Origin of the sequence: Mesorhizobium loti (assembly GCA_014189435.1) — a bacterium.
In the GTDB taxonomy this organism is placed as follows: Bacteria; Pseudomonadota; Alphaproteobacteria; order Rhizobiales; family Rhizobiaceae; genus Mesorhizobium; species Mesorhizobium loti_G.
Map to the genome: position 1 here is coordinate 281699 of CP050295.1, position 25854 is coordinate 307552.

Annotated in this window: 21 protein-coding genes and 3 pseudogenes; 14 read left to right on the forward strand and 10 right to left on the reverse strand. The window is 58.9% G+C overall.

What is annotated here, in order from left to right:
• Positions 1-206: 206 nt before the first annotated feature.
• From HB777_38280 to sctI, 6 genes are all read right to left on the reverse strand, one after another.
• On the reverse strand, positions 207-887 hold the full coding sequence (locus tag HB777_38280) for a YscO family type III secretion system apparatus protein (protein QND69495.1): 681 nt from the start codon (positions 885-887) through the stop codon (positions 207-209).
• Positions 875-2242: an EscN/YscN/HrcN family type III secretion system ATPase gene (locus tag HB777_38285; protein ID QND69496.1), complete on the reverse strand. Its 1368-nt coding sequence runs from the start codon at positions 2240-2242 to the stop codon at positions 875-877. Before HB777_38285 ends, HB777_38280 begins: the two co-directional genes overlap by 13 nt.
• Entirely contained in the window at positions 2242-2898 is a 657-nt protein-coding gene (locus tag HB777_38290) for a hypothetical protein (protein QND69497.1), read from the reverse strand. Before HB777_38290 ends, HB777_38285 begins: the two co-directional genes overlap by 1 nt.
• Positions 2877-3506: a hypothetical protein gene (locus tag HB777_38295; protein QND69498.1), complete on the reverse strand. Its 630-nt coding sequence runs from the start codon at positions 3504-3506 to the stop codon at positions 2877-2879. Before HB777_38295 ends, HB777_38290 begins: the two co-directional genes overlap by 22 nt.
• Before the next feature lie 103 nt (positions 3507-3609).
• Positions 3610-4383 carry a type III secretion inner membrane ring lipoprotein SctJ gene (gene sctJ, locus HB777_38300; protein QND69499.1) on the reverse strand — a complete coding sequence of 258 codons (774 nt, stop codon included), beginning with the start codon at positions 4381-4383 and terminating at the stop codon, positions 3610-3612.
• Positions 4380-4799 carry a type III secretion system inner rod subunit SctI gene (gene sctI / locus HB777_38305; protein QND69500.1) on the reverse strand — a complete coding sequence of 140 codons (420 nt, stop codon included), beginning with the start codon at positions 4797-4799 and terminating at the stop codon, positions 4380-4382. The genes sctJ and sctI overlap by 4 nt, the downstream gene beginning before the upstream one ends.
• A 921-nt stretch (positions 4800-5720) precedes the next feature.
• On the opposite strand from sctI, the gene HB777_38310 reads away from it, so the two are divergent.
• The 7 genes from HB777_38310 (at position 5721) to HB777_38340 (ending at position 15596) form a co-directional block, all read left to right on the forward strand.
• Positions 5721-6506 (forward strand): hypothetical protein, encoded by a 786-nt coding sequence (locus tag HB777_38310; protein QND69501.1) that lies wholly within the window; start codon positions 5721-5723, stop codon positions 6504-6506.
• Positions 6507-6510: 4 nt separating this feature from the next.
• The gene (locus HB777_38315; protein ID QND69502.1) at positions 6511-7047 is read left to right on the forward strand and encodes a SycD/LcrH family type III secretion system chaperone; all 537 of its coding nucleotides are present in this window, start codon (positions 6511-6513) and stop codon (positions 7045-7047) included.
• On the forward strand, positions 7040-8059 hold the full coding sequence (gene sctE / locus HB777_38320) for a type III secretion system translocon subunit SctE (protein ID QND69503.1): 1020 nt from the start codon (positions 7040-7042) through the stop codon (positions 8057-8059). The genes HB777_38315 and sctE overlap by 8 nt, the downstream gene beginning before the upstream one ends.
• A gap of 48 nt (positions 8060-8107) precedes the next feature.
• Positions 8108-9223, forward strand: a complete 1116-nt coding sequence (locus tag HB777_38325; GenBank protein QND69504.1) for a hypothetical protein — start codon at positions 8108-8110, stop codon at positions 9221-9223.
• A 41-nt stretch (positions 9224-9264) separates the two neighbouring features.
• Positions 9265-9795 carry a hypothetical protein gene (locus HB777_38330; protein ID QND69505.1) on the forward strand — a complete coding sequence of 177 codons (531 nt, stop codon included), beginning with the start codon at positions 9265-9267 and terminating at the stop codon, positions 9793-9795.
• 304 nt (positions 9796-10099) lie between these two features.
• Positions 10100-11968, forward strand: coding sequence for a hypothetical protein (locus HB777_38335; protein ID QND69506.1), 1869 nt, complete (start codon positions 10100-10102; stop codon positions 11966-11968).
• Positions 11969-13916: 1948 nt separating this feature from the next.
• A complete protein-coding gene (locus HB777_38340; protein ID QND69507.1) occupies positions 13917-15596 on the forward strand; it encodes a trehalose-6-phosphate synthase in 1680 nt (559 codons plus the stop codon).
• Between the two features lie 263 nt (positions 15597-15859).
• Here the strand turns inward: HB777_38340 and HB777_38345 are convergent, their stop codons facing one another.
• Complete coding sequence (locus HB777_38345) at positions 15860-17200, reverse strand: IS1380 family transposase (GenBank protein QND69508.1); 1341 nt, start codon at positions 17198-17200, stop codon at positions 15860-15862.
• 347 nt (positions 17201-17547) lie between these two features.
• On the opposite strand from HB777_38345, the pseudogene HB777_38350 reads away from it, so the two are divergent.
• A pseudogene (locus tag HB777_38350) lies at positions 17548-17817 on the forward strand (IS6 family transposase).
• A gap of 102 nt (positions 17818-17919) precedes the next feature.
• Here HB777_38350 and HB777_38355 read toward each other — a convergent pair.
• The 3 genes and pseudogenes from HB777_38355 to HB777_38365 form a co-directional block, all read right to left on the reverse strand.
• Positions 17920-19567 (reverse strand): annotated as a pseudogene (locus HB777_38355) (IS66 family transposase).
• 64 nt (positions 19568-19631) lie between these two features.
• On the reverse strand, positions 19632-19985 hold the full coding sequence (gene tnpB, locus HB777_38360) for an IS66 family insertion sequence element accessory protein TnpB (GenBank protein ID QND69509.1): 354 nt from the start codon (positions 19983-19985) through the stop codon (positions 19632-19634).
• A complete protein-coding gene (locus HB777_38365) occupies positions 19982-20434 on the reverse strand; it encodes a transposase (GenBank protein ID QND69510.1) in 453 nt (150 codons plus the stop codon). Before HB777_38365 ends, tnpB begins: the two co-directional genes overlap by 4 nt.
• Before the next feature lie 97 nt (positions 20435-20531).
• On the opposite strand from HB777_38365, the pseudogene HB777_38370 reads away from it, so the two are divergent.
• From HB777_38370 to HB777_38395, 6 genes and pseudogenes are all read left to right on the forward strand, one after another.
• Positions 20532-20960: pseudogene (locus HB777_38370) on the forward strand (IS6 family transposase).
• Positions 20961-21867: 907 nt separating this feature from the next.
• The gene (sctQ, locus tag HB777_38375) at positions 21868-22590 is read left to right on the forward strand and encodes a type III secretion system cytoplasmic ring protein SctQ (GenBank protein QND69511.1); all 723 of its coding nucleotides are present in this window, start codon (positions 21868-21870) and stop codon (positions 22588-22590) included.
• Positions 22587-23249 (forward strand): type III secretion system export apparatus subunit SctR, encoded by a 663-nt coding sequence (gene sctR / locus HB777_38380; protein ID QND69512.1) that lies wholly within the window; start codon positions 22587-22589, stop codon positions 23247-23249. Before sctQ ends, sctR begins: the two co-directional genes overlap by 4 nt.
• Entirely contained in the window at positions 23249-23512 is a 264-nt protein-coding gene (gene sctS / locus HB777_38385) for a type III secretion system export apparatus subunit SctS (protein QND69513.1), read from the forward strand. Before sctR ends, sctS begins: the two co-directional genes overlap by 1 nt.
• Before the next feature lie 103 nt (positions 23513-23615).
• On the forward strand, positions 23616-24413 hold the full coding sequence (gene sctT, locus HB777_38390) for a type III secretion system export apparatus subunit SctT (GenBank protein ID QND69514.1): 798 nt from the start codon (positions 23616-23618) through the stop codon (positions 24411-24413).
• Entirely contained in the window at positions 24410-25189 is a 780-nt protein-coding gene (locus HB777_38395; protein ID QND69515.1) for an EscU/YscU/HrcU family type III secretion system export apparatus switch protein, read from the forward strand. The genes sctT and HB777_38395 overlap by 4 nt, the downstream gene beginning before the upstream one ends.
• Positions 25190-25854: the final 665 nt, after the last annotated feature.

The window sequence follows — 25854 nt, forward strand, 5'->3', positions numbered from 1 at the left end:
TCCGCGGCTCCTTTGAAGGTGGCGGCGAACACATCGCTCTGGGTGGTACGATACCCCCGAAGAAAGGTGGTCCTACGGGGCCCTCTTTAAACGGTCTGTGGAATGAGCCGAAGCCGTCACAGGCATCCGTCCCATGGGCTGCGACAGCCGGGGGCTATGCATATTGGCGCCGGTATTTTTTCGGGTGTCCCTTTCGTCCCGTTGGCTCAACGGCCGCCAGAAGTCGTCTCGCTTGTGTCAGCCTCGACATGGCCCCTCTCGACGTCCGTTAGGATGGCGCAGCCGAGAACCGACCAAAATCGCTTTCCGGGATCCGCGCAATCGCGGTCCGTGAATTCTGACAACGAATGGCCGCTCCACATCGGATGCAGGTTCACCGACACATTATCGTCTTGCTCCCTGCCTAAACGAGTCTGCCTCTGGGCGAAATCCTCCGATTCCAAATCCGCTGAGCGCTCTTCCTCGAGGGTGGCGTCGGAGCGCAGGGCTCGAACGAGACTCTCGAATTTGCTAACCTCGCGCCCTGCCTCACGCGCCGTGCCGTACGCCTCCTCACGTGCCTGCCGAGCTAAGTCGGTTTGTGCCCTTGCCTGTTCGAGGTGCTGTTGGAGTAGCTGTTCGTGTTGACGCAGCGAGATCATCTTCGCATTCACCTCGTCAAGATCAATGAGCGCGGCGGCTTCCCCGATCAAAGGGTCGTATAGCGCGGCTTCGCGAGCGGGAAGGTCTTCGCGCCATCTACGAAGGTCCGTCAAGGCGGTTCCGACAACCGCGACAGCATTGTCGAGAGTCGTGTGCCTCAGGCGCAGTGCATCTTCGGCGCGGCGGCGCCGCATTTTCTTCAATTCGAGAAGGCGGTCCACGGGGTTGGGAGTCATGCCAGACACGCGGCAAGCTCATCGAGCATTGCGTCGAAGCCGATCTGCTCATTTGTCGACTGTCGCAAGAACCTTCGCACCTGGTCTATCTTGGCGATCGCTGCATCGACGAGCGGATCGGCTCCTTTCCTGTACTCGCCAACGCGTACCAACAGTTCCACCTCCTGGTATTTGGCCATCAGCTGCCGCAGGCTGCCCGCCAACAATTCATGGTCTGACGACACGATAGCGCTCATGACGCGGCTCACACTGGCCAGAATGTCGATAGCGGGATAGTGGTTCGACATCGCCAAGGCGCGTGAGAGCACGATATGACCATCGAGGACAGATCGGGTTTCATCGGCCACCGGTTCGGCCATATCATCGCCCTCCACAAGCACGGTGTAGAAGGCCGTTATGGATCCAAGGTGGTTGTTCCCAGTGCGTTCCATAAGCCGCGGCAGTGAAGCAAAAACCGATGGCGGGAAACCACGCCGCGTCGGCGGCTCGCCGGCCGCAAGACCAATTTCCCTCAGTGCACGCGCGAAACGGGTCACCGAATCCATGAGAAGCAGCACACGCTTTCCTTGGTCGCGGTACCATTCGGCGATCGTCGTCGCGACGTAGGCCGCCTTGGCTCGCTCCGTTGCGGATCGGTCGGAACTGGCGACGACAAGAACGACTCTTGAACGCGCTTCTGCGTCGACGCTGTGTTCGATCAACTCCTGCACCTCCCGGCCACGCTCGCCGATTAGAGCTATCACGATCACGTCGACCGCTGCGCCACGCACCAGCATCGACATGAGGGTACTCTTGCCCCCGCCCGCAGCGGCAAAGATGCCGATACGCTGTCCCTCGCCGCACGTTAGAAGACCATCAATCGCCCGGATGCCGACAGGAAGAACGTTGTCGATGATACGCCGGGTTAAGGGATCCGGTGCCTCCCTGTAGACGGGTACCCGGTCTTCCGAAAGCAAAGGCCCATTGGTGGATGTGTCCAGAGGTCGGCCGAAACCGTCGAGTACGCGGCCGAGCAAGTTCCAGCCGGTTGGTACCATGAGCGGCTTTCCCGTAGGGATCACTTCAGTGAGCGTGGAGAGGCCCTGCATTTCCCCTAGAGGTGTCAGTATAGCGACGTCGCACTGCACCCCAACCACTTCCGCCGACAGTTCGAAGTTGTTCTCCGGATTGCGAAGAGTGCAAAGGTCGCCGATGCGGGCGCCCGGCGCCATGGCACGGATAACCGTTCCAACGATCTGGAGGACACGGCCGCGGACGTGCATTGTCGAAGCCTGCGCAACTGCTCGTTTTGCGAGCTGGAAGAAACGATCGATGTTCTCGTGCTCGGGGGAAATAGCGTCCGTCGGCTCGGCTGGCTCGGACATCACCTTGGTGTTCCGACATCACTATGGTTTGGCTTTGCAGAGTCTAGTAGGGCGCTACGCAGGCCGCTTTCGATCGCCGCAAGCTGGCTCTCGATCGTGGCGTCGACCAGTCCGGCATCGGTCTCGAGAATGCATCCCGCATCCTTTACGCGCGCGTCGGCGATCAGGTCGACGACGGCGCGCGATGTCGCGGTGGGGAGGATCTCGTCTAACCGGTTGCGGACCGCCTCTAGGAGCGACGGTGCCACACGTACTCGGACGAGGGAGTTGTGGCCCGCGAATTTCAGACCGCGCATAGCGATCTGCACTGCCGCCTCCACCGGCTCGATAGTGTCGATGATGCGGCGCGCGATCTGCAGGCCCATGTCGATGATCTGTGCCTCATTCTGCGCCATAATGCGCAGAGAATCCGTGGCGATCGCGGTCAAACGGGCTTCGATTGCCGCTTGTGCTGCAGCCAGGCCAGCCTCTTTGGCCCTTACCTCGATCGCTCGGGCAGATCCGCGCGCCGCATCGATGAGCGCATTAGCTTCGCGCCGTGCCTGTGTAAGCACTTGCTCGGCATCTATCAGTGTCTGTGCGCTCCCGGCCGGCAAGATTCGCCCAGGGCCGAGGATACCGGCCGATGCATGTGTCAGCTGAACCAATGCGACCATTGGGGCATCCTTTTACGGATCAGGCGCCGCATCGCATAAAATGCGTCCTCGCCAGCATTGTCGTCACGACATTTGTCCACCGCCGCCGCCCAGATTGGCGCGGGCCGGCGCAAGCCCAACCGAGTCCGCAGCATTTTCGGAATGTCACCAATCGCAAGACCGAACATCGCCGCGCCGCATTGAAGCAAAGCGCTGGGCGCTGACGGAATGTCAGAAACACCGAGCGCCGACATCAGTTCGGCAGTCGGCCGCGGCAGAAGTGCGGCTTGCGAAGCGAATGCGACGGCTTCTTCACCGAGGTTAGCGCGAGCGGCCACGATTTCGCTCGTCCGAAGAAGTCTTGTAAGGCCGGATACACCCACCCAGGCGCCGGCCAGGCGCATAAGGCGCACGGCGTCTGGAGCCGGGAGGAACGCGAGCCGGCTTCGTCGCGCGGCGCCAGCGAAAATGATTGCGGACGGTTCATCCCTTTGGCCACGAAGGAGCCAGCACCCAAGCTTAACACGAGTGAACGGGTCCGTGTGAGCACTATCCAGCGGCATCCATTCGGGCCAACCATGCACCATTGTGAAATCGAGATCAGCGGCAGGATCGGCAATGCAGTACATCACGGCCCTCGCCCACGGTGCTTCAAGCCATTCATCCGACATCGCGTCTGATCTTCCGGTGATCACTGCTGAATTGTTCGATACGATTAATCTCACTGAGCCGCTATCCAGATGTCTGACGGGGGCGACGGCATAGCAGGAACGCGAGGACGCCATTGCCGATTAGCAATACCGCTATGCCGCATACAAGCCCGATCACCAGATGGGGTGGTGCGCTACTATGTTGTGACGTGACAACGGGCGTTCTATCGACGGAACGCAATGCATTATCCTGGCTTGCCTCTACGAGGACGACGGAGACCCTTTCATAGGATAGGCCTGCCAAGCTGTTTGCGACGAGCTCCTTGATTTTTGGTACCATCTGATCGACCGTAGTGCCGGGTGTGTAACGGACAAGCACAGCAGCGCTCGAGGGGAAGGACGGTCGTCGATCGTCACTCGCCTCTTCGGGTGACACCACATGGACCCGGGCATTGAGCACGCCATCGAAGATGGACAGGGTCCGCGACAGCTCCTGTGTGATGCCATAAATGTAACGCACACGCTCTTCTTTCGGGGATGAGATCATGCCTTCATTCTTGAAAAGACTGCCCATATCGGCGTAGGGGTCATGAGGCAGTCCGGCGCCGTTCAACACTTCCATGGCAGGGGGAACATCCCTAATATCTACTGACAACGAGGCAGTGCCGCTGTTGTCTGTCGTTTTTTCGGCATAGATGCCTTGACTCATGAGTAGTGCGAGCATTTCGTTCGCTTCGTGCGCCGGAAGATCGCGATACAGCTCGAGCTTCGATTCGCAGCTCCCCAGCGTCAACAACAAGAGAAGTGTCGCCAGCCGCTTCAAGACAAAGTCATGCCATCCGTCAGCGTAGATCATTGGTTTCTCAGGAAATTGTCCAGGCTCTGCGTGGCCTTTCCGACCACCTTTGCCAACATGTCGCACTCCAGGGACAAAGCTGAGAGCGCGAGCTGTGCGTTCAGCCAGTCGCCTGAGTGGATTTCTTCCATGCCCGCTGTGCTATGAGCGGCTTCCACGGCGTGGGTAAAGCTGGCGCTTAGCTTCTCCATGCTGCTGAGGATGGCGTCTCCCGGTGTCCGGGCGACGCCAGATCCGCGCGCCACCTCGGTCGACTCATCGATTGCATCGGTCGCTGACTGGTCGTGGTGTGGCGACAACTCGGATCGATGGAATTCGGCACGAAAGGCGTCAAGGGATTCAGTCGGTAACTCCGATACAAATGCAGCGTCCGTTGGCAAAACAGACGTCACCGCGAGTGGGCTGATGCTGCTCACCAGATGTCCCTCTCTACAGCATGTCCCACCGAGTGCTTGCCAAAAGCGGCGACGAGTCCATCGACATCAGGATCTCCACCCGGAACCCGTCTGAGTACAGCATCGCGCTCGCTGAGCCGTCCGGCAAGATGGAGAGCCAGCGCCTTGAACGCTAACCCGTATGCATCATTACTATCCGAAAGCGGACGAAGCTGCTCCAGCGCTGCCTCAATATCCCCTACCGTCAGATCCGCAACGGCGTGAGCGATAACGGACTCCCTACTGCCCGGCGCAAGAGCGCTAAGTCCTTTCGCAATCCGTCTTGCCCGCACTACGTCGTTCGAGATGCAAGCCAAGAATGCCGCTTCGGCAAGTTTTCGCCGTAAGCCGCCCCCGATCTCAGTGCTACTCTCGGATGATACAGATGTACACCAAGGAGACATCGTATATCGAACTCCCTTTCTCCGCCGTTTGCGCGCATTTCCGGTGACTATTCCATCGGGCTACGGACCGTTCTGACCGGCCTGAACCTCTTCATCGCTCCCGAACACGGCTCCTTAACTTACATCCGGGACGGCCAATCAATACGGTGGCGGCCACTTCGATAAGGGTTTGCCAACTGGTAAGCACGCATAAGAATCATATTCTCACCGCCTATGTTGTTCCGTACAACTCCACGCACAAATACAAATTACATATGCAACCATAGTTTCTGCCTATGGCACTGAACGGGACAGCGTGTTCCTCATCCATCACATTGTCTCCGCTGCCATCGCGCGTTCTTATGTATGCATATTGTTATAATATTGGTCGTTCTGTGAACCTTGAGCTATTGAATACTACTGCTGCATCTATGGTGATCCATCGGTGGGAACTGGGGCGCAAACGCCATCAAGTCACTGACGGTAAAGTTCTCGCCTTGAGCAAGAAGGGAATGAGGGCGTGACGCCAACATCGACAGAGCATGTCATGTCAGTGGCCTTGGGGCACTTGTTGAAAAGTTCAGATCGTTTTTCCGCCTCGTCCGTGGGTGTGGCGCGTGTTGAGCTTGCCGTCGACGATGTTGGGATCGTTCTTGAGGCGACAGGCCTACGATCGGCGCGACTAATCAGCAGGATTGCAAAGACACTGCCGGACAATGAAGGGGAGATCCGTGAATTGCTCGGAGAGAACCTGCTTTACTGTGTTTCCGCCCAGGTGGCGCTCTGTGCTGATGGAGGCGGTGCTCTGCTCCTGTGGACTGACATTGATAATGTCGATGGCGATCGGACGGTTGTAAGAGAACAAATGACGTCATTCTGTAATGCGGTTATTTATTGGGATGGAATCTCCCGTCGGCATCGCAGCGTTAAGCAGTCGCTGCTCTCCAGGGATCAAAACTTCGCCCGCGACCTCGATATTCATTGGCGCAATGCCTGCGATCCCGCGGATCAACGTACGGATGGCAAAGATGTCGATAGGACGCTGGAGAGTGCGCGGCAAACGATCACGCAGGTGGAGAGCTTCTTGAGAGAAGGTCAGGAGCAGTTCGGTCGGCAAGCTGAGCTCTTCGGCGACTATGCCATCACCGACGATGTCATTTCCGCGTTCGTTGAGGCTCAAGACGAGGGTTTTCGGCAAGCTTACACATGTGAGCGGCAGGCGGTGCTGAGGGACGTCATGACTCCCATGTCCAATCAGCTGCCGGTACGTGGGCCGCGCGTCAAGCCCATGCGGCAGAGGGTCTAAGGCGGTGACGCAGAAGGTAGAGGAGCCAGTAACGGGCGGTGGCGAAGTGGACACTTCTGAGGCTGGACGGCTGGCACGGCTTACGGAAGAGATCATCGGAGGGCGTACGGATTTGGCGGCTGTCATTGGGATCACGGATGACGAACTCGATGCGGTCTACGCGCTCGGCCATCGTTTCTATTCCGCCGGTAGATACGGCGAGGCGCTGAGCTTCTTTCGTTTCCTGTGCATACACCGGTACATCGACCCGAGATTTTGGTTCGGATTCGGTGCTGCCAGTCAAATGTTGGGCGATTCAGCAAATGCCGTGCGTGCCTACGGACTGGCTGCGCTGCTGAACGACGAGGATCCGCAGATCCCGCTTCGCGCTGCGAAATGTCTCATCAAGCTCGATCAGCCGGCGGCAGCCGTGAGCGCGCTTGAGAGCGTTTTGGCGCTTAGCGGCGGGAACCCTGAGCATAGAGCTTTCGCTCAGCACGCGTCGCTGATGCTGCGCCAGCTCAGGCCCGAATCAGCATGTGAAAGAGGCAGCGATGCATAACGTAAGCATGACGGAAGCGATCGGTGGAATGCTACTTAAAGCCGGGGTGCTAACTCAGGTCGACGCTCCCCTCAGCAATTTTTCGGCTGGTTTTAGCAAGTCGGGCGCTGAACTTGCGCTACCACCGGTCTCTGGCGGCGCTCCGGCGTCGGATGCGGTCCCAATGCTACCCCCACCACGGGCTTTTGATGCGATGGAACTGGCTGCGAAGTTTCTAGCCCTCAAGATGAAGATGGCCGACGGCCAGGCTGCCGCGGGTATGGAGGATATACGGCACCGGGGTGAACTGCAGAAGCAGCAGAACGAGAAAATCGCCCGAAACATTATCGACGCGGCGGAGAAGTTGAGGGAAGCGAAGAAGAGTTCGAGCGCCGCGAGGATATTTGGATGGATTGCGGTCGCGCTGTCGGTGGTAGCGGCGGTGGTCACCGGCGGGATTTTCGCCTTTTCGGCCGCGGCAGTGGCAGTGGCAGTGGGGACCCTGACCGAGACGGGGGTCATCGAAAGGATGACGCAGGCCATTGCGAAGAGCCTCATCGAAGACCAGGGGATGGCGGAGGATTGCGCCGTGATTTGGGCCTCTATCATTACGGCTCTCATCATCCTTGCTTCTTCGGCGGCATGCATGGTGGGTGCCGGTGCCGTGTCTGGTGGGTGGAATGCGGTGACGAGCATTGCCACGAAGATCACAAGCCAGGGCGATAAGCTGGCGAAGATTGCTAATGTAAGTCAGCGGCTTGCGACCGCGGCTCTGGCGGGCGAAGGTACTGCTTCGGCAGCCGAGTCCTGCGCAGGGCTCGTGAGCGGAATCTTCAAGTATCAGGCGACGAACGCCCGGGTGGAGACGCTGGATATCAGGAAATTCCTCGGCAGGCTGGCCCAACTTCAAGAGGACGAAATGGCGCGCATCCAGGAATTGGTTGTCGGCATCAAGACCATGACGCAAAGAGTTGTCGATGCCATCGAGGCGCAGTGTCGATCCGCGTCAACCGTCATACGGCATATCGGCTGACGAGCGATAATAGCTGTCCAGACCTACCAGAACGCTAGGAGAGTATGCATGCTACACACTGTCGTACAAGCAAACGACAGTCGCGGCCCTCGTCTGCCGGGCGGGGATTTGGATGAACATTGGCCCTTTTTGCCTATGTCCGCGACGTCTAATGTCATGGGTGTGAGGTACGGCGAACTGATAACAACACCGGCCGATCTTTTCAAGTTGGCATCGGCCGGTTCGCCAACGCTGGCAGACATCGTCGTCCAAAACAAGGGTGCCGAAACCGGTCTGGGAGCACGGCTCGCCTCGGTCGATATATATGCAGTTGGTGCGTTGCTGCACAGCCTCAGTCTGAAGTTGCGGGAATCTGCAAGACTGGACCGGCAGGCCGCGCGTGACTGCGATATTGCCGCACAGGAAGCTGCTGCCAAGGCGCTTCGCGCTTCTGGGATATGTGAACTGGTCGGCACGCTCCTAACCTCGGCCTTCGCGATAGCCGGTGCGGGCGTCAGTATTATGGGCGCGAGCAAAGCACAGACTCGCTTCGATGCGAAGCTCAGCGGTTTGAACGGACCGGGTTTTCGGGCCGCAGAGCCATCTCCGAAGGCCAGCCAACCGCCCGCCGTTGACCAGAATAGGATCTACAGAGCGCTTCGCGCTTCTGGGATACGTGAGCTGGTCGGCACGCTCCTAACCTCCGCCTTCGCGATAGCCGGTGCGCGCGTGAGCACTAAGGGCGCGAGCAAAGCACGGACTCGCCTCGATGCGAAGCTCAGCGGTTCAAAGGAAGCGAGTTTCCGGGCTGACCTGCAGCAGCCTGAACCGAAGCTGGTCCCAGAGCCATCCCTACAGGCTAGCCAGCCGCCCCCCGTTGACCTGACTAGGATCTACAAAGCCCAGCAAGTCGCCCACGAGACGACCATGATCTGGAGCGGCCTCGCCACGGGCATGAACGAGGTCGGTAAGATCCCAGGTGCCGCATTCAAAATGGGGGCAACCGGTGAGCAGGAGAAAAAGGCAAAGCTGGAAGCGGAGGGTACCAAGATGCGCTCTCGCGCCGACGACGAGAGTGAATTCAAGTTAGCGTATGAAAAGATGATCCAGGATGTTCTGGAAAAGCTTTCCGAAGTGAGACGCGCGGACGCTGACACGAGGAGCAAGATCGTCAACATGGGGTGAGAGCAGGAACAAGGTAATCTGCGCAGGAAAGGCCAGTGGCAATGTCAAACGTGATCCCCCCAAATCAACTTTCTCGCGATGCGTCCAATATCCCCCGGGCCGGGGGCGACTTGAGCGCGTTGGCACTGCTAGTCCAGATAGAACGGTTTAGTCTTCTTGAGGATCAAGTTAGAGATGAATTCGACGACATGCAGAAGCGGAACGATTGGCTAAAGACCGCGAACTCCGCTCTGGCCGCGCTACGCGCTAACCGGCCTGACGACAAGGGAATACGGTCGTATGGCGAGTTTGTGGACGCGCACGGCGAGACCCAGAATACCCATCAGTGGATGCTCGCGAACGGCATCGCTATCGAGCAGAAAGCAGGCGATACCTCCGGTGTTCAGTCGGATTTCGATGCCGCTATCTCCAACCTGAAGGCGCGCATCGATACCGAAAATAGCGAATCGCAGATGGCGCTCATTCGCCTGCAGTCTCTATTGGACAAAGTAAATCGGTGTGTTGAACTCGCGACCAACTTGGTGGCCAAGGATGGCAAGGCCAAGGAGAATATCATCGCCAATATCAGGTAATGAGCGGATTGGTTGCCGAGGCGGACAGGATAAAAATCCCCGGTTCGCGAATCTAAGCTGAGAGAGCGGGGTGTGTGTACGGATGGCCATTACTGGCAGGGATACTGCATTACTTTGTCTCTCCTGTTTACTATTACCTCTATGGGGGTGCTACGGCGGTGGTACGATTGCCGAGCGTGGGATTTTGCTGAATTCGCCGTCCTTCGTCCCGTCCGATTCCGCTCATGTGCGAGAAACTAGCGGGCCTCAGAGTCGAGGCTTTGAAGTGCCCGGGCAGAGGCCGGCGCAGCCAGTCGCAGCCACAGTGGAACGGAAGCTGCCGGTGGTATCGGATAGCAGGCGCGTAAGCCTCGACTATTCCAATGCGGACATCCGCCAAGTCGCGCAGGATGTCGTACGCGACGTTATGGGCATGCCCGTTACCATCGATCCTGGAGTTGGAGGGAAAATGACCCTTCATACAGCCCGCCAGGTGCCCGCGAGTGAGGTGCCACGGCTGCTCGATAAAGCACTGGCGCCGCATGGCTATGGACTGGCTGCAGGAGATCAAGGAGTTCGGGTAGGGCGCTTGGTCGACCTCGCCGGCGGCGTGCAGAGCAACGTTCAAGTTATTCCTGTGCGGTATGTAGATCCGGCTGAGGTCATCGGGGTAATCCGACCGAACTTGGAGGAGGGTGTGCATCTTACGCCAGCGCCCGGAGGGAGGGGGATTGTTGTCAGTGGGCCGCCCGGATCCGTGAGTTCTGTGCGGGAACTGGTCGGCCTTTTTGACACCGACGCTATGCTTCACAAGTCATTCGCGCTGTATAAGCTGTCTCGAGCGAGCCCGGCCGACATTGAGCGAGAACTCAGTTTGCTGTTTACGAAGAATGGCCAGGACAGAGTCCTTGTCCAATTTGCGGCGTTAGAGCGACTGAATGGTATCCTTGTTGTGGCAGAAGATTCTGCAGCTCTCAAGCAGGTCCGCCGAGCGATCATCAAACTGGATAGTTCGTCGGAGGCGACGGCTAACATTCACGTGCGCCCACTGCTGTACCGGCGGGCTTCGGAAATGGCCCAGGTGCTGGCGCAAACGTTCGGCGCTGACGCGATCAGTGCCGTCTCGCGTGCACAGCCTGCGGGAAGGTTCGGGAACCTATCCGTGGGAAGTGGCGTATCCAATCAAGCAAGCCTGCCGGTAAATGTGCCAGGGTTGCCAGCCGAAATGCCCGATTCGAATGTCCCAAGTACACATCCGGTGGACGAAAGGGGGATGTCACCGAACCGCCTTGGCCTCTCGGCGCCGGTGCGTATCCAGGCGGACCAAGGACAGAACGCGCTGGTAGTGCTGGCAGCACCGCACGACTACAAGATCGTGGAGGCCGCGATCCGTCAGCTCGACGTCAAGCCTCGACAGGTTCTCATCCAAGCCATCATCGCCGAGGTGCGGCTGAACGATAGTCTGCGCTACGGGGTGGACTATCTTCTCTCCACCAGGAGCTTGGGAGCAGTTCCAAATGGTTTGTCGTATGTGTTTCCCAGCACGGACGTCAACATCGTGTTACATGGGTTAAGCGCGCTTGGGGAGGTTAAGGTTGTATCGGCTCCTCGCATTCTGGCGGTCGACAATCAAACCGCCACGATCCAGGTGGGCGATCAGGTCCCGATCCTCGTCCGATCATCGCAATCTAACATAGGCGAAAACTCACCCATCGTGAGCGATGTCGAGATGCGCGACACAGGGGTGATCTTGGCTGTTACGCCCAGAATTGGTGCCGGTGGTAGTATAACACTCGACACGTTTCAGGAGGTCAGCACCGGCAACAGGAACACGCTTACCAATGTTCAATCCCCGGTGATTTCGGTGCGCCGCCTCCAGAGTACCGTATCGATGCGAAACGGCGACACGATCGCTATCGGCGGATTGATGCAAGATAGCACTAACCAAGCCGATTCCGGGGTTCCTGTGCTGAAGGACATTCCGCTTTTAGGGGGACTGTTCCGCAGCACGGAATACGGCAAGGAACGGACTGAGCTCTTGATATTGCTCAACCCCCGCGTGGTTGACAGTGACGCCGACGCAAGAGCGCTGACGCAGGAGCTGCGTGAAAAGTTCGAGTTGCTGGCCCCCGACCTGGGCCGCCGGCTAACGCCGGCAGCTCAGCCGCAACGGCCGGTCCCAAGGCGACGGTGAAATGGGAGCAGCTGACCAACCGGCGGTGGTTTTTCTCACTGGCTCGGCTGCGGATTGGGGCGCGGGCTGTCCATGGGTCGCTCAACTCTGTGCTGCAGGGGTCGCTATGCGAGGCGAAGCCGCCGCGTCCTCTCAACGGAAATGCGCGCGTTCGACTCCCGGGCAGATCGACTACTTCAAATGGCTAAACTTTTATGCCGTGTTGCCGCAACTGATTTGGTGCAAGTGTAATGCGCCAAAAACAAGGTCTCGGCTAACCACAAGTCGCTTCCGTCAGACGAGTCGCACGAGCATGTGGACACCCAAAGCGTGACAATTCGGAAGGAATGACCGTGGTCAATTGCATTCTCGTTTGTACTTGTTTTGGAGTATGACGGGTATTGGTCGACTTGGCAGCTCGTACAGTTGGCAAGTCAGAGTCAGCGGCGCGGAGGACACAGCTGGGCCCCGCGATCCTGCCTCTGGAGAAGGTGGCCCACAGTTCAATTCGCTCATGGATCGGACGCGCTCGGACCTTGAAACTCCAGAGGGTGGACCCGTTCGCACCGGTAATATCGTGCACGACGCGTCTCCCGATCCCTCTGTTGGCGCACGTGGGAGGCGGCGTGGTTTGCGCAGGGAGGAAAGCTGCTCGCATTTCGGAGACAAACCCTGGCACGGCGATCAGGCGGCCGAGGGCTCGCAATCGGTCGTGCGCCCGCCCCAGCGACACGATCGTGGCGCACTCAATCGGGAAGAAGGCTCCTCGCGCTCCGGTGACGAGCATTGGCGCGGCGATCGGACGGCCGTAGCCGCGCCGAGTGTCCATGCAAGCTTTGAGCGACCTGCTCCACCCTATTCAGACGAGCTTCTTGCCGCACTAAGAGCAATTTATCAAGCGCGCAACATCTGTGGATTCTCGACAGAGGTAGTAAAGTGTTCCAACCGCCTGCGGATGCCGGATAAAACTACGTTTCTACAAAAGGCAGCCGTCGATTTTGACAGCAAATACCTCTTGCGGTTGGAGGACGATATCGTCGCGGGGCGGTCATGGGGATACGCCACCACATGCAACGCGGTGAGCAAGGATGCGGGAGGGCAGGCGGGAATAGAAGCTTGCAGGGCCCTTGCTGCTCGGATATCGGGGCTCGATCTCGCGCTGATGAGGCAGATCGAACCCAAAGCGCACTCACTCCTCGCATTGTCATTCGGTCGGGACCCATTGTCGACGAAATGTCGCGACGGAACGATCAGAATCGCTCAAATCTGTCACCAACAAAGCGGAGCACTTGGTGAGCTGAGTGGTCAAGATCTGTCGTTACGGGCAAATGGTTTCAGAAGGTGGCCGGAAGAGGCGCACTGTCGCCAAGCCACAGCCGCAATCGCAAATGAGATCGTTCGCCGCGGGACCCGGATCGCTGGGTTTATTCCGCAGGACCTATCGCATCTCGCAAATGGATTCAGCAACTGGCCGAAGGACGAAGGCTACTGCCAAGCCGCAGGCGCGATCGCCAGTGAGGTTGTTGTCCGCGCGAAACGCGCCCGTGGGCTCTCTCGCTTTTTTCCACTCGAGTTGGCGACCCTTGCGAACGGTTTCAGCAAGTGGCCCGAAGAGCCGAACATGCGTAGAGCTCGCCGTGGACGGGTCACGCAGGCACGTTTATTGCCGGAAGACCGCTACGGGGGAGCCAGGAGGGGGAGGCCACCCCGCAGATCGGGCGAGCCACTGATGCTGGTGCTCAACCCCGCAGCGATCCCGGTCCGTCGTCCTGCGTACGGGTGTAAAGCCCCGCTTGCGTATCAGGCAGGGGTGCTCGGCCGCTCATAGGGCCAATGAACGGGCCCATCAATGGCTCTCAGTCTCGTCAGCTTCTCGAAAGCTGACCTCCTAATGTGAGCTCAAAAGTCCGCGACTAGCTGCTGCAATCTCCAAGACTGCATCAACTCGAGATCTAGACGGAGATGTAAAATGGATAGAATCAATAACACTGTTTACGCGGCAGCCTCACCCATGCAGCATGCAGCCTTTGATCACCACATGCGCGAGGCAGCACAGCACCCAGCGCCGGCATCCAGCGCAGATCCTTCCCCTTGTGTTGGCTCTACCCAGCAAGAGGACCATCTCGGTGAGGCAGCCCAGCAACCAAAGCTTGTCGTCATCTCAAACCGCGTTTCGACATTTGACCCCCTGCAACCGAAGACGGGCGGCCTAGCCGCGGCCCTCGAGCCTGTCGTGGGATGTTTAGGCGCCCTCTGGATGGGGTCCTCGGGCAATTTGAGCGATGACAACGCCGCGACTGTGCAACTCATGCCACGTGGCGAGGGGCATGTGGCGAGGCTCGATCTGCCGAGCGCGCACTATCCTGGGTACTATGGAGGTTTTGCGAATTCGACATTGTGGCCGGCGTTTCACTCGCTGCCCGACCGAATTTCGGGTTCGCGGCAGCATTATGAAAGCTATTGCGAGATCAACGCCTTCATGGCTCGCGCGGCGTTCGACTTTAGGGATCGCGACGCATTCTGGGTGCATGATTATCACCTTATTCCGTTAGGCGCTGATCTGCATAGCCTCGGCATGGAGCGTCCGATCGGCTTCTTCCTACATACGCCATGGCCGGCGCCTGACATGGTGGAGCGAGTACCCAATCATCGTGAACTAATGCGATTGATGCTGGAGTACGATCTGCTCGGCTTTCAGACCAACTGTGATCTGAATAACTTCCTTGCCTGCCTACGTTCCCATCTTGGATTGGAGAGCAAGAACGGCATAGTGATCTCGGAGCGTGGTCGGACACGTTGCCAAAAATTTCCGATCGGTATCGATCCCAAGCAGTTCTCAGAATATGCTCCGAAGTCGCTCGTGGAGCACGAAAAGGATATCTCGGTTGTGCGGAAGAAGTGCGATGGCGCGAAGCTTGCCATCGCCGTTGATCGACTCGACTATACTAAGGGTATTGACAACCGGATCGAGGCCTTCAATCAGGTGTTCGCAGCCGAGCCGCGTAGCATTTCGCTCTTACAGATCGCCTTGCCCTCACGCGCCGACGTCCAAGGCTATGGAGAGTATCAGGAGAATGTCGACAGGTTGGTCGCCCAGGTCAATAGCGAGCATCGCATCGGCGAATGGGAGCCGATTCAATATCAAAAGGAACCTTTCTCCCAAGCTAAACTCGCGGGTTATTACCGCGCCGCGCACGTCGGGGTAGTGACACCCTTGCGTGACGGCATGAATCTGGTAGCGAAAGAATATGTCGCTTCGCAAGATCCGAGCGATCCCGGCGTTCTGGTCTTATCGAAGTTTGCAGGTGCGGCCGAAGACTTCAATCACAACGAAGCGCTGGTGGTGGATCCGAACCGCCCTGACGAGATCGCGACCGCGATTTCCAAAGCGGCCAACATGCCATGCGAAGAGCGCGTCCAACGCTGGCGGGGGATGATGGATAAACTTGAAGCATATACGATCCGCGATTGGTCGGCGGACTTCGTTCGGGAACTGGACAAAGGCCGGGTCACGGTGCCAGCGGATCACTTCCGAAATCTCGGCTTCGGCTGGATCAACGAGGCGCAATTGCCCTTGTACAGAACCGGCTCCGAGTTGGACGCCGCGCTGAAGCGCGCAATGGATAGACATTGGGTCCTGCCGACGTGAGCGTAGCAGACCATGTGTCGTGTTGCCTCACCTAATTTTGTTACCGAGTGCCTCATCAGGAATGTTATTCGCCTTCACGGGTAACATTTTAGCCGCCTTGATGCACGGCGATCGGCTTTCGGCGGCCTGCATCGGCGATCTGGCCGCCCTCGGGGTGCATTTTGATAAGCCTCGTCGGGCGCCGGCGATGATCCGTCGTGATGGCAGGCGGGGTTTGCAGGTTGCGGTCGGCGGGTTCGTTTCGGGGCGCCTGCGCCCCATCGTTATGTCGCGAGTTGGGGGATGCGATCGAGGACGATGCGCAGAATACGCTGGTCGGGGCAGGATGTCGGCAGGTGCAGGCGGATTTGCGTTTTCATCTCGACCACCCGCGCGGCGATTTTGATGAGGCGCAATCGCAGCGTGTCAAATTGGGCGACGGCAAAGCTCGAGCGCCTCGGCATCGCAGCGCGCAGGCTCCACATCAGCCAGTAGGCGCCGGCATGCAGGAAGAGCCGGAACTGGTTGGCCGTCGCTCTTGTGCAGGATGTGCGGTCGGCGGCAAGATGCGTCTTCCAGGACTTGATGTGGTTCTCGGCCGCGCCGCGCCGGCAGTAGAGGTCCTCGTAGAGCGCCTTGGCCTTGCCACTGGCCAGATTGGTGACGATGAAGCGGGTGTCGGCTCCTTTGGCGCCGACCTCGACCCGCGCGATGATGCGCTCCACGCGGCTCCAACTAGCGGCGCCGTCAAAGAACTCCTTGAAGCGGCGGACCTTGTTCGATTTCGCCGACGCCTCAAAACGCGCCAGCGTGGTGGCTTCCAGATGCGCGACATGCTCGCGCAGCGTCGTGGTGGGCGCCACGCCGAGGATGAAGTCTACACCGTTGGCGCGGCACCAGTCGATGACCTGCGGACCGCAGTAGTGGCTGTCGGCCCGGATCAGGATCCGTGTGTTCGGCCAATTGCTCCGGATCGCCCGCACCAGGCGGCGCAGATGGGGGCAGATCTCAGCCCCGCTCGGCCGCCTGGCCGGTCGCAGGATCGCGCTGACGAACCGGCCCGCACCGTCGAACACTACGATCGGCTGGAAGCCGTATTCGTCGTAATGCGCGTTGAACAGGCGCAATTGCTGGCCGCCATGTACGGCATCAAACGTGTCGTCGATGTCGAGCACAATCCGCTTCGGCACCTGCCGGAAGGAGGCGCAGTAAAGGTCGATCATCGCTCGCCCCATGGCGACCAGCTCCCGCACGCCGGGCAGGTTCTCCAGCCGGCAGATCGTCGATTGCGAGGCCAGATCCCGACCCGACGGCAGCGCATCCTGGGCCATCTTGAAGACCGGATCGGAGCGCAGCCGGTTGGCGTCATTGCCATCCTCATAGCCGGCGGCGATCATCTTCATGCGAAAGCCGATCATGTCCGCCAGGCTGTGGACGACCTGGTCCGGGCAGCGCGGATCATCGATGCAACGCGCCAGACGGTCGGCCACCCGCAGTCGTTTTTCCACCTCGGCCAGCACCAGAACGCCACAGTTGGAGGACAACATGCCGCCGTTGAAACGGGCGACGACGGACTTGCCGCCCACTGATGACAAACCGCTCAGCGGCAGGGTAAGATCATTCATGGCGGGTGTGGTCTCCGGGAAATGATTCGGATCGGCTTTAGCAACCAAATCCTACGTCATTTCAACGGCTTGCGCCACATCCGCCAACCCGCCGTGAATTTTTCGGGCTAGGTGAGGCAACCAAGCCGCGCGGTAACATTTTCCTTGAGGCAACGCGACAACCATGCGGGAAGCGTCTCTGAACAATCGATCAGGCATTTCCCAAGGGACAGCGGTTCGCGCCGCGGCGAAGCAAACCCGTCCAACAGAGGACGCCAAGCGGGGGCGTAAAGGCTAAGCTCCGAAAGATCGCCAGGGGTGCTGTCACATTGATTGAGGGGTAAGGAAATTGAGGTAGCAGCGCGCCCATGACCGTGAGTGCACCGACCTACAAGAACCACCGCTATCCGATCGAAATCGTGGCCCGTGCTGTCTGGCTCTACTTCCGCTTCAATCTGAGCCTGCGCGATGTCGAGGAAATGCTGCTCGATCGCGGGATCGTCGTTTCCTACGAGACCATCCGCCGATGGTGCCGAAAGCACGGCCCTGATTATGCGCGCCGCATACGCCGCAAGGCACCAACGAAAGACGATGTCTGGCATCTGGATGAAGTCGTGGTGCGCATCAACGGTCAGAAGTGCTGTATGCGGCGTCTCCGCCCCATTGATTTTCTTGTTGCAACGGTCAGGTGGAGCGCTTGCAGATGGTCCTATGAGCACGTTGGGGAATCCCGGACGTGCTCATTGTGATGCGCTGATCCGTTGCGCATAGGCCCAGGGCATGAGGGCGTCGATGTCTTTGGCGAGGTGGCCATTTGCGAGGCTGATGAAGAGATCGCGCAGGTAGGCGTATGGTTCAACGCGGTTCATCTTGCATGTGCCGATCAGGCTGGCGAAACGGGCCCAATTACGGCCGCCTTCATCATGGCCGGCAAAGAGAGCGTTGCGGCGGTTCATGGCCGGACTTCTGATCGCGTTTTCGACGAGATTGGAGTCGATGTCGACGCGGCCGTCGTCCAGGAACAGCCGGAAGCCGACCTGGCGTTTCAGCATATAGGCCATGGCCTCGCCGAGGTCGGACTTGCGCGATACGCGCGCGGCCTGAACTGTCAGCCAGGTGAAGAACTCGTCCACCAGGGGGCAGGACAGGTGCTGGCGGACAGCCCGGCGATGATCGGGGTCACAACCTCGGATGCTGTCCTCGATCTTGTAGAGGGCGGCGATGCGCAACAACGCCTCGTCGACGATGGGCGAACCCTTCTTCGGCTGGGACTTGATCAGTTTTCTGCGGCCATGCGCCCAGCAGAAGGCCAGCCTCAACGGATCGCCGCCCGTGCGTTTTGGCGTTGCGAGGTGGGAGTAGCCGCCATAGGCATCGACCTTGATCGTGCCGTTGAAGCCGTCGAGGATTTCTGCGGCATATTCACCTTTACGCCCAGGCCGATAATGGAACACCACGCCCGGCGGCGCAGATCCGTTCCAGCCGCGGTCGTCGCGCAGAATAGCCCAGAGATAGCCAGTTTTCGTCTTGCCGCGCCCGGGATCCAACACCGGAGCCGTGGTCTCGTCGACATATAGTCGTGAGCTACATCAGGATCATGGCCATGTGGTCTACCACCGGCGCGATCACGGCGCCCGTCCGACCCAGCCAGTCGGCCAGGACCGTGCGGTCGATCGGCACTCCGTGTCGGGCCATGACCGCGGCCTGCCGGTTCAGCGGCATGTGTTCGGAATGCTTGGACACGGCGATCTGCGCCAAGAGGGCTTCGGTCGGCCAGCTACCTTCCAGCAAATGCGCCGGCGCCCTGGCCCGAACCACTCCCGTGCGCCCCTTGGGGCAAGCATATTTCGGGCGGATCGCGACGATCACCTGATAGCGCGCCGGGATATGATCGAGCCGCTCCGTCCGGTCTTCGCCAATCCGGACCATGTTGCCGCAACCACAGGGGCAGGCAATGCTATCAGGCTCGATCACCTGTTCGACGCGCGGCAGGCTCTGGGGCAGAGCACGCGCCTTGCGTTGCCTGCGTGAAGCAGTCTTTTCGCAATTGGCTGTGCTGGCCGCGATCTTTTCCTCGACGAAGGCGATCTGGGCCTGTGTTTCGGCAATTGCCGTCTCCAGGTCCTCCAGCGCCAGTTCCATCTGCGTCGGATCGAGCTTTTCCGATTTCGGCCCGAACTTCGTGCGGCGGTAGTCCTGAACCTGGCTCTCCAGCTTCTCGATCAGTTCCTTCAACTCGGTGATGAAGGCGTCCTTTTCAGCCACCACCGCCTGCTCATGCTGACGGGCCGCACGCTCGACCGACAGCTCGAACTGTACGGCCGCAAAGGCGTTCACCACCTCTGCAGGCAGGTCCGGGAAGTGGCTGAGATCAATGGGCGCAGACATGCGCCTTCGTAGCAAATCGAAGCAAAAAAGCCCAATAAAACAACGCCAAAACCGAACGGGTGAGTCATCCTGCCGCAGCGGGCGGCGCTACCCGCTGCGCTACCACGCGTCGCCAGTCGAGACCTTCAAACAAAGCTTCATACTGCCCCCGCGACAGCCGCATCGTCCCATCCTGCACTTTGGGCCAGGCAAAGCTGCCCTGTTCCAGGATTTTGTAGGTCAGCACCATTCCGGTGCCATCCCACACCAGGATTTTTACACGATTCCCGCGCTTCGACCGGAAGATCACGGTGACCCCGGAATGCGGATCAAGCTTCAACTCGGTCTGCACCATCAATGCCAGCGCCTGATGGCCACAGCGGAAGTCCACCGGCCGCGTCGCGATCAGGATCGGCAATCGTTGGCCCGCGACGATCATGCCGTCCCGCGCATCGCACGCACCAAGGCCGCAACCCGGTCAACCGGCACATCGCCGGGAACCCTCACCACGAGGTCTGCGCCTATTTCCACGGTCATGATCCCCAAAATGATCTCGACCGGCTCCGGAACCGGCAAAGCATCGGCAGCCTCCTTCGGCTCCGTCGTAATCGCCAGGGGCACGAAGGCAGGCTCGAATGGGCCGCTATTCTCGCAAGGCACCGGCATCAGTTCCGCAGGCAGCGCCAAAAGACCCTGACGCGCCTGCCGTCGCCAGTCCGAAAGCTGATGCGCAATGAGATCATGACGACGCGCAACATCAACAACCCGCGCACCGCGTTGAAGGCTCTCCGCGACAATCCGCGCCTTCAGATCATTAGGCCATCGTCGGTTTCCACGACGAGGCTCGACAACTTCGCATCGCCCAACAAATCCCTCGCCATCCGCCATGCCAAATCTCCAGCTCCTGCCGAAAACCTTCTGGCAGAAACCTCAATGTTCAGAAACAAGCGAAATCAATGGGGTGTGGGCGGCGCATACGAAGTGCTGGTTGTGGAGAGCGGTTGATCAGGACGTATATGTGCTCGACGAGATTGTCCAGAAGCGTCGCAACACCAAGGCCGCCAGGCGCCTGCTGACGCGACTTCTGAAGAACAGGGTCTGCCGCCAAAGCGTATGATCACCGACAAACTGCGCTCCTACGGGGCGGCCCAACGCCAGCTCATGCCGAACGTGGAACACCGCTCGCATAAAGGCTTGAACAACCGGGCGGAGAATTCTCACCTGCCATTCCGAAAACGGGAACGAACGCGACAGGGTTTCCGGTCGGTCGGCTCATTGCAGCATTTCGTGTCGATCTTCTCCGCCGTCCGAAATCTCTTCGTCCCATCCCAGACCAACCGCTCCGCAGCACAAATTCGAACCCATCGCCCAGGCAATGGCCGCGTGGGAGGCCGTGAGTGCACGGCCTGCCTGAAAAGCGCGGTGTCGGCCTCACGCGGCCACAAACGTGACAACGCCGCCGCTGCCTATCAAGAGCACTCAGGGTGGATGCATATCAGGTCTCATTCATAAGAAGGGCAGATGATCCAATATCGACATAGTATTTGCTTCTGGCCCGCGTTGAGTAGATTGGAATGTGAAAGACAGCTCGACGATTGAGCGGGCGCCCCTTCCTGGCGAGCGGAGTGATTTCGGGATTCCGTCGCCATGACGGGGAATGATCATTGGACCGAAAATGACTTGAATCGACAGCCTGTCCGAACCGATCGAGTCCATTGCGACGGCCGTCCGCATCGTTAGTCATCGACGTGATGCGAGGGTGCTCGCTAGTAGGTATGCTGCGTTGGCGGCCGTCACGAAAAGTGACCGTTCCGCCCCACCCGCGGGGCGGGCTACCGCCTCGCTGTGCCCGCACTTTGGGAGGTCGAGTGGGGCTCGTAAACGCTCAAGAAGCGATGTGGGCCCTTGGAGGATGTCCCGGCAAGGGTCTCGGCAGTCACGAGCTTGAGATAAAGCAGCGACGAGGCGCGGACTAAAACTCCATTTCCTTGGCGGCCCAACCGACGGTCGCGCGGGCTCCAGCGAGTTCTTCACTATGTAGCCGAGAGGTGCACGTGATCGATCTGCCTTGCTATAGTTCACGAGAGGCCGCCGCCATTTCGCGTCTTGCAACTCGCTTGCCGGCCGCTTTCAGCCTCGCTGGCATCGACGTGGCAGCCGTCATGCCCGATTGGACACCTCCGCCTGTCCCGGCAGATTGCCGCCGGCTTATGGTACGCCTACACGGGCACAATTTCCGCATCGCGATCCACTCGACTCTCCTTCCGCCCGTAGCGGTGACACATTGGCCAGACATCACGACGCTGCCACTGGATCCCGGCTTGCGGGAAATCCTGTTCGACATCGTTCTACGCGAGGTGGCGATCCAGGTGGAACGATGGTGCGGTCAGCGGCCCATCTGGTCTTCGTCCGAGATCACCGAAGTGCTCCCCTACGCGATTGGGATTGTTCGCTTGGACGGTCCGGACAAACTCCTCGGGCTAGTAGAATTCGATGCCGACGGACTCGAATGGATCACCATCTGCTGCTGCGATCGGATGCCGGTCGTGTGCGCACTCCTCGACGATCTGGCGTTGTCTCTCGATCTAAGAGTCGCCCGTGTGAGCCTTAGCTTGGCGGAACTACAGGCACTGGCGCCGCGCGACGTCATCCTGCTCGACGCCTCACCGGTCGCTCGTGACGGCGCGATGACCGTTCTACTGTGCCTGTCTGGCAATGCACGATTTCGCGCCTCGATCCTGGATGGCCGCCTTGCAGTACTCTCAGCGGTGGATCACATGATGGGTAAATCAGACTCTCTCCCTTCGGAAACCTTCGACAGCATCGACCTAGTGGTCGATGTGGAGGTCGGACGCCTGACCATGTCTCTCAAGCAGCTTCGTGAACTCGCTGTGGGCCAGGTATTGGATCTCGGCTTCGACGCCACGACCAATATCACTTTGCGAGTCAATGGTCAGGTGGTCGCTGCGGGCGAGTTGGTGCGCATCGCCGATCGGACAGGTGTGCGTGTCGCAGACATCCGCCTAAAACGCGCCGAGTCATGAACACCGGGTTGCCTGATCCCGTTACAATGATCGCCTTGATCGGCGCGATCGCGGTCGTCCCGTTCCTTGCGATTACGGTTACGTCGTACGTCAAGCTCGTGGTCGTGTTCGGCCTGATCCGAAATGCCCTCGGCGTCCAAAACATCCCGCCGAACATGGCGATGAATGCGGTCGCCATCCTGCTCTCGGTATATATCATGCAGCCAGCGGCCAAGAACGCATATGAAGCAGTGCGGCACAAGGAGATCGTGTTCGAAGATCTCCGTGGGCTCGGCGAAACGATACCGCTTGCTGTAGAGCCCTTTCGCAATTTTCTCCTGAAGAACACGTCGCAACAGGAACGACAATTCTTCGCTAATGCGACCCGTGAATTGTGGAACGAACGGGACGCCGATGCGGTAAGCGATAGCGATTTTATGATTGTGATCCCGGCATTCATAACATCCGAGTTGGCGGACGCGTTCAAGATAGGTTTCCTGCTGTTCCTGCCCTTCATCGTCATCGACCTCGTGATTTCGAACATCCTTCTGGCGATGGGTATGATGATGGTTTCGCCGATGACGATCTCCCTGCCCTTCAAACTGTTCTTGTTCGTCTCTGTGAACGGATGGCAGCGCCTGATTCACGGTCTCGTCTTGTCCTATGCGGGACCATCGTGATGAGTACCGCCACTCTGGCCAACATGGCCGTCGACGCGCTGAAACTGACTCTGGTTTTGTCGATGCCCACGATCGTCGTTGCTACGGCGGTTGGGCTGGTCGTCAGCTTGGTGCAGGCCCTAACCCAGGTTAATGAGCAGACACTTCCGTTCGCGGTGAAATTGATATGCGTGAGCCTGGTTTTGATGACAACTGGGAGCTGGATCGGTGGGGAGCTCTACCAGTATACGCTAAACGTTTTCGACAATATCGGAGCCATGTAAGTGCAACGGTTCAAGAATAATCCCGACCGGTCTGCCCTCTCCCGCTGCAATTATGCGGGCGATCCTAGCGAGGCACTCTCGACCATCTTACCTGGTCCGTCTGATGTCGCCACTTGATCCATCTCTCTTGCACACTGCCCTTGTCGTCTTTGCGCTCGCGACGACTCGTACGACGGGCATGATGCTGATTATACCTATTCTAGGGCGCGGCATTATGACCGGACTGGCGCGAAACGGCACGATCACGGCATTAAGCTTCCCGGTGATGGCGCATGCTTGGGCAACTAGGCCTGCGAACCTCGACACCTGGGATCTGACGCTGGTCATGGGCCTAGTGCTGAAGGAACTCTTGCTCGGGCTGGTACTCGGCATGCCAATTGCCGCGACCATCTGGGGTGTTGAGGCGGCGGGCACCTTCATTGACAACCAAAGAGGCGCCGCGATGGCAAGCCTCTTGAATCCGGCGAGCGGCAATCAGGTTTCGCCGCTTGGAACGCTGTTCGCCCAGCTCTTCGTCACATGGCTGTTTGCCACTGGCGGCTTCTCCGCATTGATCGAAGCGCTCTACCGCTCCCATGAGGTCTGGCCTCTGTGGAGCTTGCAGCCGGCGTTCGGTCCGGCATTCCCAACGGGGGTTCTGCATCTCGCAGATGTCGTCATGCAACTGACTTTACTTCTCGCCGGTCCAGCCATCGTTGTTATGTTCCTCAGCGAATTGGCTCTTGCACTGATCGGCCGCTTTGCACCGCAACTGCAGGTCTTCTTTATCGCCATGTCGGTCAAGAGTGCGGTGGCCCTCCTGGTCTTGGTCCTTTCGCTCATGATCGTTCTGACGGAGGCCGATCAACGCGTGCCAACACAAGGCGCAATATTCAACCTCATCAGCACGTGGTTGTCATGAGCGGCGGGAAGACCGAAAAGCCTACCCCCAAAAGGCTGCGCGACCTGCGCAGGAAGGGACAGGTGGCGCGGAGCAATGAAGTCGTTTCCGCAGCACTGACCATCGCATTCTTCGCTCTGTTCTTCGCCTCCTTGTCCGGCATGATAGACCGCCTTGAGGCAATGATCCTGCTGCCTATACCGCTTCTCGAAGGCGACCTCCTGCGCGTCACTCAAAAGCTCCTACAGTCCTATATTGCCGAACTACAACATATGCTCGCGCCCTTCATCGGCATCGTTCTGGTGATCGGCGCGGGCGCCAACGTCTTACAGAATGGCCCGATGTTCACGCCCAAGGCGGCCGCCCCGGCGCTGACTAAGCTGAGCCCCAGTGAGAACGTCAAAAGGATGGTTTCGTTGGGGAATTTCATTGAATTGGCCAAATCGATCGGAAAGATCTTGGTACTCGGCTCGGTTCTGCTGCTCGTGCTGCGCGACGGTGTGCATGCGCTCGTCTGGACCCCGAGTTGCGGGATATCCTGCTTAAGAGTGGTGACTGGTAACCTGCTGCTCGGTATCGCCATCTATGCGGCATTGAGTTTTCTCACGGTGGCGATTGGGGACTTCGCATTCCAGCGTTGGCAATTCACGAAGAAAAACATGATGTCGAAGGAGGAGGTGAAGCGAGAATACAAGGAGAATAACGGTGCCCCCCTGGTCTTTGCAAAACGCAAACAACTCCACATGGAGTTGCTCACCAAAGGCATAACCAACCGGTCGCGCAGGGGACCGTCTTGATCAACAATCCGATGTATTTTTGCGTGGCGATTTATTGCGGATCGGAAGCGTACTCCCTTACCCCTGATCAGTGACATCGGTACCGATCTCATGGCGCAGCATAGGACCGGCGCCACGATGGCTACCGCTGTGCCGGTGATGTGACCATCCGCTGGCGCACGCGCTGCTGGATGACGGTCTAGTAGACGAATATATTCCATCACATCTACCTGTCGCGGAGGTTCTTCGAGCTCTTTGTAAAGCTGGAGACCGGGGCCGGCGATCGGTCGCGTCAATCACTGTTTCAGCTGGCCTACGGTTCAAGATTTCCTGCGGCTTCGGATTAATTGCTGAGTCCCATATTCATTTTGTATGTGCTCATAACGGCTTAATATTTGTTATGCATGTCATGACGTTATAGTAGATATGGACTGATATCTTTGGCGCGCCGAAAAGGGAATGAGCGCAGCCCACTGGCACAGTTCGCTTCGATGTGCGCTGCCCAGACGTAGCTTCGACAGGAGCGAGCACGGAGCCTTAAATGGTGGGGAACATGCGGATCCACCCAGCCTTGCACCACCCAGCCACGGAACGGCAAGTCGGCCAGCGAGCAAGCCCGTACCTCGGCAATTTGCAGTGCACTGCCGCCGGGACCCAGAAGTATAGAGGTTGGCGGGACGCCCAAG